Source organism: Aquimarina penaris (assembly GCF_040786285.1).
Lineage (GTDB): Bacteria > Bacteroidota > Bacteroidia > Flavobacteriales > Flavobacteriaceae > Aquimarina.
In genome coordinates, this window is record NZ_JBFMKQ010000001.1 from 338,266 (window position 1) to 355,209 (window position 16,944).

The window sequence follows — 16,944 nt, forward strand, 5'->3', positions numbered from 1 at the left end:
TTTTTACTGTTTTACGATTTTAAATGTTTTTGGGGTAGTTGCATTAATACGTACGAAGTAGATTCCTGCAGATAGGCTTTCCATAGGTAAGCTTACTTTTCCATCATTGGTATTATATACTTTTGAGGAAACTAAAACGCCTAAAGCATTATGGATCTCGATCGCTAGAGTCTCTTCTGCATTTGGAACCGTAAGAATCACATCGCCTCGTGTAGGGTTAGGAGCTACTGTGATCTCATCAAACGGATCAATCGTTTTGGATAGTTTTCCTTCGCATGCAAGGCTAGAATGAATTTCGAGTACTCCTGATTGTTGAATATCTATTGAAAAACTATTTGTAGTATACACTCCAACAACTTCATCATTAATCATGGCAGTATAGGGTGATGTGCCTGTGGTTAGTTCAACATTTACTGTTGTACTTCCTTCTTTGGTGTTAAGTGTTGTTTTTCCTGTTAAGCTCTCTGCATCTTCGATCACTATCTCAAAACATTGTTTGCAATCGGTATTTCCATCTATAGCAATACACACAGGATAAGTACCCGGCTCAAGATTATCTACTGTTACTGTAGAAGTAAAGTTGTAGTTCTCTCCATTAATTGTAGTTTCGTAATCAAGTGTAGTTGTAGCATTGATCGTGATCATTCCATTATTTTTATCGATACAAGTTTCACTTACTGCTTCCACTTTGAAATTATCTGCCGGCAGATCATAGATCGGGCATCCAATTACGTTTACCACTCGAATTACTTCTAGAGCTACAAGGCCAGAGAGAGCAGTAGCATTATATCGAATCGTATAACTTCCTATTGCATCTACAAAATCACTAGCATCAATTACCACATCGGTCCCATCATCGGTAGTGGCACCTAATTCGGTATACCCTACACCAAAAATTATGGTTTGAGGGGTATCTCCTGTTAATGTAATTACTGGAGGGTAGCAATCTTCAGAAAAACCAGTTTGTATATCTTTATTTGTCCAATTGGTGGTTGAGTACGTTGCATCATCTACCTCAATACAAGTGAGATCCGGATTATTGGTGGCTTGAAAATAAGTTATGCTACCATTGTTTCCATTTTTAATATTTACAGTAGTAAGTTGATTATTTTGAATTTGTACAATTTCAAGATTTGTATTGGTACTTAGATCCATATTGGTCAACATATTATCGTTGATTGTTACCCTTTTTACTAAAGGATTATTACTAACATCTATACTACTTAATTGATTTTGGTTAAGATATATCTCTTCTAATAGCGTATTAGTACTAAGGTCTATATCTGATATAGCATTGTCAAAGGCAAGAAAGTTTCTTAATAGTGTATTATTACTTATATCTATTGTAGTTACTTTATTGGACGCAAGAGTCAATGCTTCTAATTTGGTATTTGTACTAACATCTAGCGTTGACACCTCACTATTATAACACGTTAACGTTTCTAAGTTTATATTGCCGGTAACGTCAAGGGTGCTGATATTTTGAAAACGAATATCAAGTTCTACCAAGGCGATAAAATCTTCAAGACCTGTCAAGTCAGACACAAGAGTTGCAGGATCAATTACCTGACCTGGTGCTGGTATTAAGTAATCCAGTATTAATGAAGTTACATTTTCGATAGCAATAGTATTTACATTATCATCATCGGCAATACCATTACCCATACTGGTAACATCACCTACACTCACTGTATTACCATCGGCATCATGAGTTTCGAGATAGTTTTCAAAATTATCATCGGGCACATAGGTTTGTCGACAATCTATACTATAAAAAGAGTGTGCATCTTTATCTGTCCAATTGGTATTTGAATAGGTAACATCATCTACTTCAATACAACTCAGGTTAGGATTATTAGTTACATTTACATAGGAAAATGTACTTACATTGTTTCCGTTTTTAAGATTAAGATAGGTTAATTGATTATCATCAGCCTCTAATTCTTCTAAAGCTATATTTTGTGAAAGATCAAGCGTGGTTAATTGATTATCGCTAACATATAAATACACCAAGTCCAGATTTTGAGTAACATCTATGCTAGACATCTGATTACCATAACAATCTAATTCTTGTAATAGTGTATTTTGGGTAACATCTATACTGGCGAATTGATTACCTGTGCTAAACAAAGTAACCAAATTAGGATTTTGTGTTACATCCAGAGTTGTTAATTCGTTTTCTGAACAACCTAAGGTTTCAAGAAGTGGATTTTGAGTAACATCCAAACTACCTAACGGATTAAATGAACAATATAGCTGTTCAAGAAGTATGTTTTGAGTAACATCTAGACTATCTAATTGGCCTTCAGAACAGGTTAGCGTAATTAATGTTGTGTTATGCGAAACATCCAAACTTGTTAATTCATTTTCACCACAGTTTAAAGAGGTCAATAGTATATTTTTTGATAGATCTATACTGGTTAGAGAATTTTGAGCACATATTAGTTCACGCAATACTACATTTTGAGAGATATCTATGCTTGTTAGAGAATTTTTATACAAATCTAAGTTTGTGAGCGCTACATTCTTCGTAACATCTATATCGGTTAATGAGTTATTCCTAACATTCAATTCTTCTAAAGCTATAAAACCTGTAATACCAGTAAGATCGGCTATGCTTTGAGAAGAAATATCTAGATTAGTTACATTTTTAATTCGCTCTGTTCCTACATAATCATCATTGGCAATACCGTTACCCATACTGGTAAGATCACCTACAGCTACCAGCTCTCCTATTGCATTATGTGTTTCCAGATACGCTTCAAAATTATCATCTGGCACATTGGTTTCACTACAAAATGTACTATAAACGGTTTGTACATCTTTATCTGTTAAGTTTGCAGCTGCATATGTTGGATCATCTACTGCAACACACGTAAGGCCTGGGTTATTAGTTATATCAAAACTACGATCACCTAAATTCGTATTATTTCCGTTTCTAATATTGAGATAGGTCAATACATTTTCATGACAATACAATTCATCTAAAAGTATATTTTGTGTGAGATTTAAACTTGAAATTTGGTTATCACTACAATCTAGATATGTTAATGCTGTATTTTGAGAAACATCTAAACTTGTAAGTAGGTTTTCATAACATTCTAATTCAAATAATGCCTTATTTTGCGAAACATCTAAACTGGTTAACTGATTTCCAACACAATTTAACTCTTCTAAAAGTATATTTTTAGTTACATCAAGGTTATTTATTGGATTATTAAAACAGGATATCTCAATTAATGCTGTGTTTTGTGAAACATTTAAACTTGTTAATTGATTTGAACCACAATATAAATGAGTCAATTGCGTATTTAGAGTTATATCTATAAATGTTAATGAATTAGAGCCGCAACTCAAATTCTTTAATGCTGTAAAATCTGCAATACCTGTAAGATCAGAGATATTTTTCCTAGCAATACTTAAACTTGTTACAGTTTCTATTTTTTCAGTAGTTACAGCGTTATCATTAGCAACTCCATTACCCATACTGCTTGGATCTCCAACATCTACAGTATTACCATCTGCATTATGGGTTTCTAAATAGTTTTCAAAAGCATCATCGGACACAGTAGTTAGCCTGCAATCTGTACTGTAAAAAGAATGTGTATCTTTATTCCAAGAACGACTATTAAGATATGCTGCAGAAGCATCGTCCACAAGAATGCAATAGAGATCTGGATTATTATGTACCTCAACATCTAGATTTGTGTTGTTTCCATTCCTAAGATCTAAACTGGTTAATACATTGTCCTGCAACTCAATTTCTACCAAGAGTGTATTTGATGTTAGGTCTAAACTTGCAATTTGATTATCAGCGCAGTACAATTCTATTAATGCTGTGTTTTGAGAAACATCTAAACTGGTGAGTAGGTTATCATCGCATAGTAAATATACTAATGCACTGTTTTGTGTAACATCTAAACTTGTTAATTGATTATCTGAACAACTTAGATCTTCTAAAAGCAGATTTTTAGTTACATCTAGACTACCTATTGGATTATCATAACAAGATAAATCAGTCAATTGTGTATTTTGGGTAACGTCTACGCTTGTTAATTCATTTCGATAGCAGATTAAGCGTGTTAGAAGAGTATTTTGAGAAACATCCAAACTTGTTACGTTATTATCACTACAATCTAAATTGGTCAATTGCGTATTTAGAGTAACGTCTAAACTTGTTAATTGATTATCATCACAAGTTAATTGGGTTAATGCTGTATTCTGAGTTAGATCAATACTTGTTAGTTTATTATCATCGAGCGATAAAGCAACCAATGCTGTATTCTGAGTTAGATCAATACTTGTTAGTTCATTTCTTTCAAAACTCAATTCTTCTAATGCGATAAAGTCTTGAATACCTGTAGCATCAGATACTATTTCTGATGGATCAGCCACTTGTCCAGGGAGAAGACGAGGACCATCTATTGATAAAACAGTCACATTTTCTATCTTTGCAGTGGTAACCTTACCATCATTAGCAATACCATTACCCATACTGGCGGCATTTCCGATATCTACAATATTACCATCAGCATCGTGGGTTTCTAGATAATTTTCAAAAACATCATCGGGGACATTGGTTTCCTGGCTGTAGGATAAAAAGGCACATAATATAATACAAAGTGAAAGTAGTTTTTTATTCATATTTGGGGTTTTTAAAGAAATTGTTCTTAGTTATTCAGAATAAATTAAGACTATAATAGTAGGTTTAAAATAACATTACAGCAATCGTGTACGGGTTCGTCTTTTTATTCTGAAGCAAAAATATTTTATTAATTGATACAAGCTATCATTTAAAGGGGAGACAAAGGGGGGGACATTTTTGTAAGCTGCTTAATATCAGCATCTTTATTAACTCATGTTGTTTGGACACATGTCCAGATTTAAAGTATATTTATGGTTCTAATTCTCAAGGAAAGAGATCATATATGAATAGTTCTGTTTTTTCACCCTTTGTAAAAGTGCCTATTCCTATATATGTGTTCTTTTTGTTTTTTATGTCTGTCTGTAGCGCACAGGACGAAACTGATATTGTACCAATTGATGGCAATACTACTGGAGGTTCAAATTTTTTGGGTAAACATATTGAATCTTTTCAAGAAGATGGTCGTTCCCTTTCTATTGAAAGTATTTCAAAAAAGAATTTTACTGAATCTAAAAAAGATATTTTAAATTTTGGCTATAGTAATAAAGCAGTATGGTTAAGGTTTAGAATTAAAAACTCTGCGGATACATCTATCAAAAGAATTTTAAGCATTCGAAAATCATTACAGGATTCTATACAATTTTTTTATAAGGAAAATAACACTTGGAAAATGCTTCAATCTGGACAAATGATTGCTGAAAAAGATAAAAAACTACCGGGTTATTCAATATCCTTTCCTTTAGAAATTAAAGAAAAACATACGAGTACTTTTTATATTAGAACCATTAGTAAATTTGGAAAAACATTCGCCATAAAATTATTTGATCAACCCAATTATTATAAAAATGAACAAATAGCACTTATTATTTGTTGCCTTCTCATAGGTGTATTATTAACTGTTACTACATATAACTTTTTTTTGGCAAGAGCTTTAAAAGATCCGGTTTACTTTATATACTGTATAACTGTTTTGGGTACATTGGCTGTTCAGTTACATATAAGAGGTTTTACAAAACTTTATGTTATTGATAATAATCCCTTTTTACAAGAATGGGGGCTTTCGTTTACTTATTGTTTTGCTACCATATGCTCTAGCTATTTTTGTATTCGTTTTCTGGATGCAAAAACTTATAGTAAGTATGCTGACTGGGCGCTAAAAAGCATTATTGTATTTATTATTATTGCTATTCTTTATCCTTTAATTAATTACGAGTTTTTTAATACATATACCGATGTACGCTTTTCTAGTTACTCTGGTGTCTATTTTTCTGTTGTTGCAATTTTTTCGGGAATAGTTGTTTACTATAAAGGAAATAAATATGCACGATTTTTAATTTTTGGATGGTCAATTTATTTTTTAGGAATCACTTTATATTCATTAGGCACACTAAATTTTATTCCCGGAAATACATTTACACTTAATGCTTATTTAATTGGGTCTGTATTTGAGGTTTTTATGCTCTCTTCTGCTTTGGCTGATCGCTACAAACAATTAAAAACGCAAAGAATTCAATTAGGAAAAGAGATAGTCTTAAAAGAACAAGAAATAGTTCATAAAAATGATAAAATCTCATCATTGACCGTAGAAACTTTAAAATATATAAAGTCTAAGCAACACCTTACAGAGGAACTTAAAAAAGTTAATCGAGAACAAGAGGGTATAACGATTAAAGAGGTCATTACAAGCTTACAAGCTGATAAGATTGAAGACAAAAAATTAGAGATATTAAAGCAAGATATCGATGCGCTTAATATAGAATACACAAATACGTTAAAAGTGACCTATCCTACTCTTACAAAAGGAGATATTGAACTAGCTTCTTTCGTATTATTAGGGCTCACAAGAAAAGAAATAGCGGTACTTAGAAATACCTCCTTTGACGCAGTCAAAAAGAGCATGTATCGTTTGCGTAAAAAAATTGACATAACCCCTGAAGAGTCTCTGGAGAAATTTATCATTTCTTTACATGAAGAACAAAAAAGTAAGGAGTTGTAATAAATTGGATTGAGCCCTATTGAAGGTTAAAAAAAATTGGTGTGGTGTTATAAAAAAACCCACTCAATCTCATGAGTGGGTAATTGTAATTATACATGCTACGGATCCCTTACCTTCCGTTATATTTTGATACTAAACTATTCTGTTCTAAAATTCCATACTTGACCCATGGTTGCATTTTGGTTACTATCTTTTACCACCACTCGCCAGTAATAAATCGTGTTCGAAGTTACTGTCACTTCTAATTGCGAGGTTGTGATATTTTCTTCTATTAAAGAAGGAGAATTCGTAGTACCAAAATAAACATCATACAACAAGTCATCTCCATCGGCATCACTCGCATCCCAATCTAAAGTGATATTGGTGCCTGACACTCTGTCTCCAAGTTCGGGGCTTATCAATTCAGGAACCGAAGGAAGGCTATTAACTGAAGCATCGGGCTCGGTAAAGAAACTTTGTACTTCTGAATATTCGCTATCACTACCCTGACTATCTCTGGCCTTTACACGCCAGTAATAGGTAATTCCTTTTTCTAAAGTAAATACTCTTAGAGGATCTGAAGTAATTGCTGTAAACAATATCGAAGCAAAGCTACTTTCTGAAGCCACCTCTATCACATAACTCACTGTATCCCCATTAGCATCGCTAGCCGTTTCCCAGGCAAACTCTAAATTGAAGCTTGTACACGTTAGATTATCTGCAGGAAATACCAGTTTAGGTATTGTCGGAGCGTCATTAAATGAACCGACAGCAACTCCAGCATCATCACCACCACTACAAGAGAATAGTAATGCTGCGCTTACTATTGTAATATATAAGTATACTCTTTTCATCTTTTTACTGTTTTACAATTTTAAAGATTTTTGATCCTCCTTCATTGATGCTTACAAAATAAATGCCTGCTGATAAGTTTTGAGTAGGTAACACAACGCTACCCGATGTAATAGTATGCACTTTCGATGACACCCTAAGTCCCAAAGCATTATATATATCAACTTGCATAGTTTCTAATCCTACACTTGGTATCGTTACTGTTACATTGCCTTGTGTTGGATTAGGTGCTATGGTAATTTCATCAAACAAATTTATCTGTTTAGCTATTAGTTTCCCTTCGCAGTCCAAACTAGAAAAAACTTCTACCGTATCACCATGCTCAACAGCCAAAGAAAAACTATTGGTGGTGTATGATGCAGTTTCTTTACCATTAATCAGTACAGAAAATGGTGCCGTACCAGTTTCAACCTGAACAAATAGCTCATTGGCAGATACCGTTGTTTTTCCGGCTAATTTCTCGGCGCCTTCAATGTTTACTTCAAAACATTGTTCGCAGTTGGTATCTCCTTCGACTGTAATACAAAATGGATATGTTCCTGGCGCCAAGTTATCGGCTGATACTGTTGATGTAAATGTATAGGCTTCTCCATTTATCTCGGTACTATATGCAAGGTCCTCGTTTGTGCTAATAATGATACTACCATTATTCTTATCTATACAAGTTTCACTTATCACCTGAATCTGGAAATTATCATAAATCTCACAAGATTGGCAATTCTCAGAATATAAAGTAGTGGCATCTTTATACCAACCCGAGTAGTTCCCGGTTCCTGCATTAGTAGCCTCAGTATCATCTACTTCGACGCAAGCTAAATCGGGGTTACTAGTAATTTCAAACTCCAAAATAGAAGTATTCATACCATTTCGAACATTTAAACTTTTCAAGGCACATCCATTTGCATAAAAATATTTTAGATTCACATGTTTAGTTAAGTCTACATCTTCAATAGCATTAAAATCTATATTTAAAAGCTCTAATGCCATATTATTAGAAAGATCAATGGTTGTTAATACATTATTTGAGACATCTAGAGATTTCAATTTGGTATTAACTGTTATATCTACGGTAGTGAATGAATTTTTGGCGAGGAATAACGTTACTAATTCGGTATTAGCACTTACATCTATACTTGTTAAGCCGTTATTATAGACGTTTAAATATTCTAATACCTTATTATTAGACAAATCTATATTAGAAATACTATTGTTTTCTATTCCTAAAAATTCTAAAGCTATATTATCTGTAAGTGATAAACCAATTAGATCATTATCTGCAAGTGACAATGTAGTTAGATACTGTACATTAGAAACATCTATACTTGTTAATTCATTTTCATGTGCCAGTACAGTTTCTAAATTGGCATTGTTACTTAGATCTAAACTGGTTAAATTATTTTTGAAACAACTTAAAGTTGTAAGCGCTGTAAAATCTTCTATCCCTGTTAAATCGGCTATATTTTGTTGAAATAGGTTTAAAGAGCTTACTGTTTCAATTAACGCAGTCGGCACTTGGCCATCTCCAGAAATATCATCATACCCTAAATCTTCCAAAGCACTTTCAAAATTAGCATCTGGTATTGTTGTGTAATCACAATAATCGGTATCTGTAAAATTAGTTTGGGAATCTATAGATGTCCAGTTTGTAGTACTATAGCTTTCATCATCAACCAGAATACAGGTTAAAGAGCTATTTACTAAAGTAACAAATTCTCTTATTTTGGTATTCGCTCCATTTCGAATATTTAACTCTGTAAGTTGATTAACTTCTAAATATATCTCTTCTAAATTGGTATTGTTACTTAAATCTAAACTGGTTAAATTATTCTGGGTACAAGCTAAAGTGTTAAGCGCCGTAAAATCTTCTATCCCTGTTAAATTGGCTATATTTTGTTGATATACGTTTAAAGAGGTAATCACTTCAATATTAGCGGTAGGTACTTGCCCATCTCCCGAAATATCATCATACCCTAAACCTTCGAGAGCCCTTTCAAAATTGGCATCTGGGATAACTGTATAATCACAAAAATTGGTAGCTGTAAACTGGGTTTGACTGTCAATATTAGTCCAATTTCCTGTGCTATATGTAGCATCATCAACCAGAATACAAGTTAAAGAGCGATTGCCTCTAGTATCAAATAATGTTATATTGGTATTCGTTCCATTTCGAAGGTTTAGGTGGGTAAGTGAATTATTGCCTAAATCTATAGATTCTAAATTGGTATTATTACTTAAATCTAAATTGTCTAAGCCATTATTTGTACAAGATAAAGATGTAAGGTCTCTAAAATCTTCTATTCCCGTTAAATCTCCTATACCAATATTAGATACATTTAAAGCTGTTATTGTTTCAATTAACTCTGTCGGTACCCGACCATCTCCTGAGATATCATCATAACCACGTACTTCAAGAAAACCTTCAAAGTCAAAATCTGGAATTAGGGTATAGTCACAATAATCGGTATTTGTAAACTGGGTTTGATCGTCAATATCAGTCCACCTATCGGTACTATACGCAGCATCATCAACAAAAATACAAGTTAAATCGCTATTATTTCTAGTATCAAATATTCCTATATTGGCATTAGCTCCATTTTGAATATTTAAGTAAGTAAGTTGATTATCCTCTAAACGTATATTTTCTAAATTTGTATTGTTACTTACATCTAAACTAGTTAAATTACTGTAGGCGCAAGATAAATATTCAAGAGCCGTAAAATCTTCTATTCCCGTTAAATCTGATATACCCTTACCATTTACATCTAAACCTGTTATCACTTCAATATTAGCCGTAGGTACTCGTCCATCTCCCGAGATATTATCATAACCTAAATCTCCAAGAGCACTTTCAAAATTAGCATCTGGAATAGAGGTATAACGACAATAACCGGTATCTGTAAGCTGGGTTTGTACGTCAATACTAAGCCAGATATTGTCGGCGCCAGGAGAAGCATCATCGACGTTAATACAAGTTAAAGAACTATTATTTGTAGCATTACAATTACTTATGTTGGTATTCGCAGCATTTTGAAGATTTAAGTATGTAAGTTCATTATTCTGTAAATACATACCTTCTAAATTGATATTGTTGCTTAGATCTAAACTGGTCAAATTGTTGAAACCACCATGCAAAGTTGTAAGCGCAGTAAAATCTTCTATTCCTGTTAAATCTGATATACCTTTATTAACTACAAATAAAGAAGTTATCACCTCAATGTTAGCCGTTGGTACCTGCCCATCTCCCGAGATATCATCATAACCTAAATTTTCAAGGGCACTTTCAAAATTAGCATCTGGGATAGTTGTATACCTACAAAAGGTATCACTAAAGCTAGTAATAGCAGTATCAATGTCCCACCCATTTGCACTAAATGTAGCATCATCAACCAGAATACAACTTAAAGAGCTATTGTCTTTAGCAACAAATTTTTGTATTCTAGCATTAGAACCATTTTGAATATTTATATGAGTAAGTTGATTATGCTCTACATATACCTCTTCTAAATTGGTATTATTACTTAGATCTAGACTGGTTAAATTATTATTGCTACAATCTAATGTTCTAAGAGCCGTAAAATCTTCTATCCCTGTTAAATCTGCTATATTTTCAAGTTTTACCTCCAAAGAACTTACTATTTGAATTGAACCTGTTGGTACTTGACCATCTCCCGGGATATTATCATATCTTGCCAATGCAGCTTCAAAATTAGCATCTGGGATCGAGGTGTATTGCGCATTCATTTGTATAAAGCTAAACATAAAAGCAATGATTGCTATTAGCTTGCGCGTATTCCTGGTGTTTCGCTTTATACCAAGAGACATAAACAACCAGGTAAAGGTATAAGGAGTAATTTTTCTTTTCATAATTAAGGGGTTAATTGGTTTTTTTTTCAGCTTCACTTTTGGCATGAAGCATCCTGTACCACTTATATTGTTACAAAGTGATAATTTTAATAAACGCTCTATTTTTTAAGGGAGATTTCCTTTTTAGGATAGTGATAGAAAGAGGTTCATTGTAACGCTTTCTATACTTTCTTTCTAATGATAATTGATTGTTTTCATAACATAAAAGGTTTTAGGTTTTGCTTCTATCTATTCAAAAAGAATAGCTCATGTTCAATTTGGGTTATTGTATTTCAACTATTGGATTACTTCTGTACTTTTATTTTTCCTGGTTCAAACTTACTACCAGATCATTACATATAAAATTAAAATGGGAGACTTGTGGGAGACATTAATTTTAATTCTCATCTTTACTACTTTAATTTAGACTTCTATTGTAAATATGAACTGTCTTAATGATTCCTTTGGTTGTAATCCTAACTTTTTACGTAATCGTTGTATTGCTTTTTTTACACCCGCTATGGATATTCCCATAAAAAAAGAAATTTCTGTATTATTAAAATTCATCTTAAGGAAAGCAGCAAGTTTGAGATCATTATTAGATAAATCTTTGTTCATCACCAATAACTTTTTATAAAACAAAGGATGTACTTCTTCAAAATGCGCTTTAAACAATTGATAATGATCTCCTTTTTTTAAATTATCAGTTATTATATCATTTATCTTTATAAATTCTTTTTTAATGTCTGATGTAACTAGATCACTAACTTGATTTATTTGTAATTGCACTTTTTCTAAACACTCATTTTTAGCATCCAACACTAAATAATTCGTGGATAAAATTCTATTCAGCTGATTGGTTTTTACCAAGGCATTATTCAATTTTTTCCAATATGCAATTGTTGCTAAAGTTGCTCGTATTACAGATTTTGGATTTTCTCGGTGAACATATAGATACTCTTTATTATACGTCGAAAAAATGTCTTCGATTTGCACTTCCTCTTTACTTAATACAATCACCGGAATATCTTTATAAGTGTTAATTTGTCTCAACACGTCTACTTGCTTTTCCCATTCAACATTCGTCATACTATCCAAAATAATAGTATCAGGACTCACTCCCCAGGATTCTATATTGTTTGGGATCGTATCCATCAAATGGGTTTTAATATTCTGTGCAGCTAACAACTCTATGAACTCCAATTGCTTATCGGTAGTAATTACCGATATAATAGCATCTTCATAACTATAATTATATGGAGTATCGACATTAATCATTCACCAAATATTTAATAGCTGCTTCTTTATCGGTAAAAAACTTGATCTTGCTACCGGTATAGCTGATATAGATCTTCATTAATAAGGATACGATCCCTACGGATCCAACCAATGCCGATTTTTTGAGTTTAGGTTGTACTTGTTTCCCTAATTTCTTGATAATTCTTATGGCATTTGGGCTAGTTTTAGAGTTTTTGAGATATACCAACGCTCGTACTGATTTATCAGTTCTTTGTAACCCCATTTCAACTGCATCTGCTACACATTGAATAATATCTTCATCTTTATATAGTCCTGTAAAATCAATTTCAATATATTCTACATTCATGTAATGTTTCCAGGTTGGAGGGGTGTACCCCGAAGCTGCATGATCTTCCATGATATACATATTTAAGGGGTCCATATCTAGTTACTTTTTTGTGTTTGCCTTAGCTCCGCTTCTACTTCTCGTAAATGATTTAAGATAGCTTCCAGTTCTTTTTTCTTTGCTTTCATCTTTTGAATCTCTTTAAACTTATTACCGGATTTTTGAGATGTAAATATCTTTTTAAAAAAAAGTATCATAGCTAATTGTTAAATACTTTGCTAAGTAACTAACAAAATTCGTTCTTCTAAAAAAAACAGGGGGTACAACAGGGGGTACAGGTCCGAAACCTGCTTAAAAAACAAAGGGTTCCATCTTTTCTAAAAACAAGCCACCTAACAAAAAACTAAATAGATTTGATGTATTCTTCCAAGTCTATTTCCGTAGAAAGCTCCATTTTTTTGCGTAAACGACTTCTTGATTTTTTTACCGCATCGACCGAGGTAAAGCGAAGTTTTGCAATTTCTTTACGCCCCAAAGAAAGACGTAAATAGGAACATATTTCCAAATCTACATTCGTAAGATTGGGGTGTTTATCTTTTAATTTTTGAAACAACTCATAATTCATTACTTCCAAATGTTCTTTAATTAAATGAACACGAGAGTCATCTACCACATCAGATTTTAAATACGAAATAATATCATTTAAATTTAATTTATTGCTGCCATTACTGTTAGGGTCTAATTTATTTAAATCATCTAAGAGTCTTTCTTTTACTTTTATTTGCCGGAGAGACTCTTTCATTAAATCCGAAATGGTTTCTTTTTTAGTGATGACATCCTGAGCCAGGTTGTCTGCTTCCCTTCTTTTTACTTCCAAGAGGCTTTCTGTCTTTATACTTCTAGCTTTAACCTTTTTAAGTTCTTTAATTAATACCCTAATTCCGATGAAACTTAAAAGAATAGTTAAAATCACTATAATTATATAGAGTTTGTTTTTAAATGCTTCATTTTCATTAATGGTAATAAGCCTTCTTTGTTCTTCTTTAAATAGTATGCTGTCTTTTGCCTTTTCATTAGCAAATTTGTAGGATAACTCCAGCTCTTTAATATCATTAGATTTTGAAATGTTATATTCTTTATCAGACAAATCTTTATATTCTTTATAATCTTCTAAGGACTTTTTGTAATTGCCTATTTTATGATAAATCATACTTCTTATCTCATAAGCTTCTATTCTGGGTTGCAGTAATTGGTGTTTTTTTGATAGCGATATTGTCTCATTAACATTCGCAATGGCTTTACTAAAATCACCCAAGCCTAAATAAACTTTCGCTAAATTAGTATGGGTGGTCATTGTCAATATCCATTTGTTATCTTCTTTAAAAAAGGCAAGGTTTTTTTCCTCAATAGCTAATGCTTCATCATATTTTTCTTCACTTATTAGTATCCCAGACTTTAAAGATAAAACTTCAAAAAGATCAGCTTTGTGATTCATTACTTCATACTTTTCTTCCGCTTTTTCGAGATAAAACAAAGCAGAATCTTTTTGTTTCATTTCGGAAAACAAAATAGATGTAAATCTATAATTTATAGCCATATTCCTGTCTAAACCAAGTCTATCGCTAATGGCAATCGCTTTTTTGAAGTTAGTTAAAGCGTCTTGATAATTTTTTTGAAATCTGTATAAATTGGCAATGTGAAAATATAAAGGGGCTAGTTGAAATGAATCATTCTGTTTTTCGAAAAATGTTTTAGCTTCATAATAATGTTTTAAAGCTTTTCCATAGTTTGATTTTCTTACATTAAATACTCCATTTTGAACAGAAATTTTTGCTTGATGAAATGCTGAATTATAATTAGATGCATCTATTATTTCCTGAGCTTTAGAAGTAAATTCTTCAATACGATTGAAATCTCTTTTAAAATGGTATCGCCCTAATGACAATAATATCTTTACCTTCAAAGAATCACTTGTTGCCTCTTCTAATTGTTGTTCCCATCTAATTACTATAGGATCACTTTCCTGAGAAAACCCTGTCAGCGTACCTATAAAAAAGATTACTAATGAAAAAAATGACTTATACATTAACCGATCTAAAAAATTAAAAAAGACTACTATAAAAATACAGATAAAGTTTGACCCGGATTACTCTGGACGATCCTAAATAGATCTAATATACTCCCCCAGATTTTCTTCGGGAGGAAGTTCCATTTTTTTTCGCAAACGGTTTCTCGATTTCTTTACTGCATCTAAAGACGTAAAACGCAATCGAGCAATTTCTTTTCTACCAAGAGACATTCTTAAATAGGTACAAATCTCTAAGTCGGTTTTGGTTAACCTGGGATGAATTCTTTTTATACGTTGAATAAATTCGTAATTCAGGGTTTCAATGTCGTTCTTAATAAGAGAAAGTTGTGAATCCTCAATTAGCTCAGACCTTAAATTGGCGATGAGATTTTGTAGTGATATGGTCGTATCGTTGGAAGCTACTTTTTTTAAATTGTCTACTAGCCGCTCTTTGGATTTAAAATGTTGAAAAGTTTCGGTTCTTAGCTTTTTAATTTCTTCTTGTTTATCATCAACATCCAATTGTAATTGTTCAATATCAATGGATAGTGTTCTAAGTAACTGCTCTTTATTGATTTGCACCTTATGGTTAAGGTATGCCTGAAAAATAACATAAAACAATACGCCATAATTTACTATATATGCTGTTTGTATAATTAACATGGCATTTAGTATATCATTAATGAATGTTGAGGCTGTAATCACTAAAATTAATAAAACCCAAGCAGCATAAGGTTTTTTGTCTTTTATAGCTTTTAGAAGCAGGTACACACCTATGATGACAAGAAACAATCCATATAGTTGAAAAAATGGTGCCGCTAATGTCCCGTAATATATAGGTGCCAATAAAATGTAAATCACCCCAATTAATGGTATAATGTACATCCACTTTACAAAGAGTTTAGAAACATAATAAGGGAACAACGCATAATGATATAAAACAATTACGGATAAGCCTCCAAAATAACCTATATATCTCATCTTCTGAACAATATCAAATGAGAGGTCAGGAAAAAAATAATAGATTATGGTTTCACCAACAAAAAATTGTCTAGATGCTCCTATCAAACAGTACAAACCGAAATAAAGAAAGTAATCATATTTGTTAAAAGAGTAGAATTTATATATCTCGTGAACTCCAAAAAGAACAATGATTAAAGTAATAAAACCTTCAATAATTGGTTTTGAAGGATACTGTCTCTCAAAATACGATGCTATCTGTATTCTGTTTTGCAATGGAAAACCACCTCCCAGTCTATTGTTGTGATTAGAGACCAATAACATTACATCCAATGTTTTTTCTTTTGGTAATTCAAAGCGCAATGGTCTACCATTAAGTACTTCTGAATCTCCATTTTTGGACAGGCTCCCAAATTTTTTAAGTTTTTTACCATTTATCCAAATTTCTAATGCACCTAATACCCGGTCCATATTTAGGATTAGAGTTTCATCTGATGTCCCTTTATGAATAGAAAACCGGAACGTACCATATCCTTTAGATTCATAACCTGCTGATGACCATAATGCCGGAGGCAATGCAATGGTATCGGATTGAACTAAATTGGAAAGATCAAAACTCCCGTTTTCATCAATGGGCCATTGTTTCCAATAAAACAAACTTTGGCCTTGCAGAGAAATCTCAGGATATTGACTAAAATCCCAACCCGAAAGATCTATTATCCCATTTTCTATGATAGGGGTACTCTGAGGTTTTGAGGTACAACCCATTTGAAAGATCAAAAAAACACCCATAAGAAATATCCATCGAATTTTTTTATTCGATGATACTTTTGAGTTTTTTGATCGCTTCATGGATATATTGGGATATGCACTATCAAATATAATCCAAAATAATAGGAAGCCTTTTATTTTTGAAAGTACATTTTGCAATTACGTATCGCCAAGCAAAAGAGGTTGTATAGAAAGGCAGTCTTTTTAAAAGTCCAACGGATCCCCTTACCTTCCGTTATATTTTG

General features: G+C 32.4%; 8 protein-coding genes. 1 reads left to right on the forward strand and 7 read right to left on the reverse strand.

All coding sequences use genetic code 11. From position 1 onward, the window contains the following. Positions 1-3: 3 nt before the first annotated feature. On the reverse strand, positions 4-4,644 hold the full coding sequence (locus ABW637_RS01260) for a T9SS type A sorting domain-containing protein (protein WP_367582809.1): 4,641 nt from the start codon (positions 4,642-4,644) through the stop codon (positions 4-6). 284 nt (positions 4,645-4,928) lie between these two features. Between ABW637_RS01260 and ABW637_RS01265 the strand changes: the two genes are divergently transcribed. Continuing rightward, positions 4,929-6,641, forward strand: a complete 1,713-nt coding sequence (locus tag ABW637_RS01265) for a 7TM diverse intracellular signaling domain-containing protein (protein WP_367582810.1) — start codon at positions 4,929-4,931, stop codon at positions 6,639-6,641. A gap of 137 nt (positions 6,642-6,778) precedes the next feature. Here the strand turns inward: ABW637_RS01265 and ABW637_RS01270 are convergent, their stop codons facing one another. The 6 genes from ABW637_RS01270 to ABW637_RS01295 all read right to left on the reverse strand — a co-directional run bounded on the left by ABW637_RS01270 (position 6,779) and on the right by ABW637_RS01295 (position 16,780). Further along, on the reverse strand, positions 6,779-7,474 hold the full coding sequence (locus tag ABW637_RS01270) for a glycoside hydrolase family 78 protein (RefSeq protein WP_367582811.1): 696 nt from the start codon (positions 7,472-7,474) through the stop codon (positions 6,779-6,781). Between the two features lie 4 nt (positions 7,475-7,478). Next, positions 7,479-11,336, reverse strand: coding sequence for a T9SS type A sorting domain-containing protein (locus ABW637_RS01275; protein WP_367582812.1), 3,858 nt, complete (start codon positions 11,334-11,336; stop codon positions 7,479-7,481). Between the two features lie 402 nt (positions 11,337-11,738). Further along, positions 11,739-12,593 (reverse strand): helix-turn-helix transcriptional regulator, encoded by an 855-nt coding sequence (locus ABW637_RS01280; protein ID WP_367582813.1) that lies wholly within the window; start codon positions 12,591-12,593, stop codon positions 11,739-11,741. Beyond that, entirely contained in the window at positions 12,586-12,996 is a 411-nt protein-coding gene (locus ABW637_RS01285; RefSeq protein ID WP_367582814.1) for a SpoIIAA family protein, read from the reverse strand. The genes ABW637_RS01280 and ABW637_RS01285 overlap by 8 nt, the downstream gene beginning before the upstream one ends. A 307-nt stretch (positions 12,997-13,303) precedes the next feature. Next, entirely contained in the window at positions 13,304-14,986 is a 1,683-nt protein-coding gene (locus ABW637_RS01290) for a tetratricopeptide repeat protein (protein ID WP_367582815.1), read from the reverse strand. 75 nt (positions 14,987-15,061) lie between these two features. Beyond that, entirely contained in the window at positions 15,062-16,780 is a 1,719-nt protein-coding gene (locus tag ABW637_RS01295; protein ID WP_367582816.1) for a 7TM diverse intracellular signaling domain-containing protein, read from the reverse strand. Positions 16,781-16,944 lie beyond the last annotated feature (164 nt).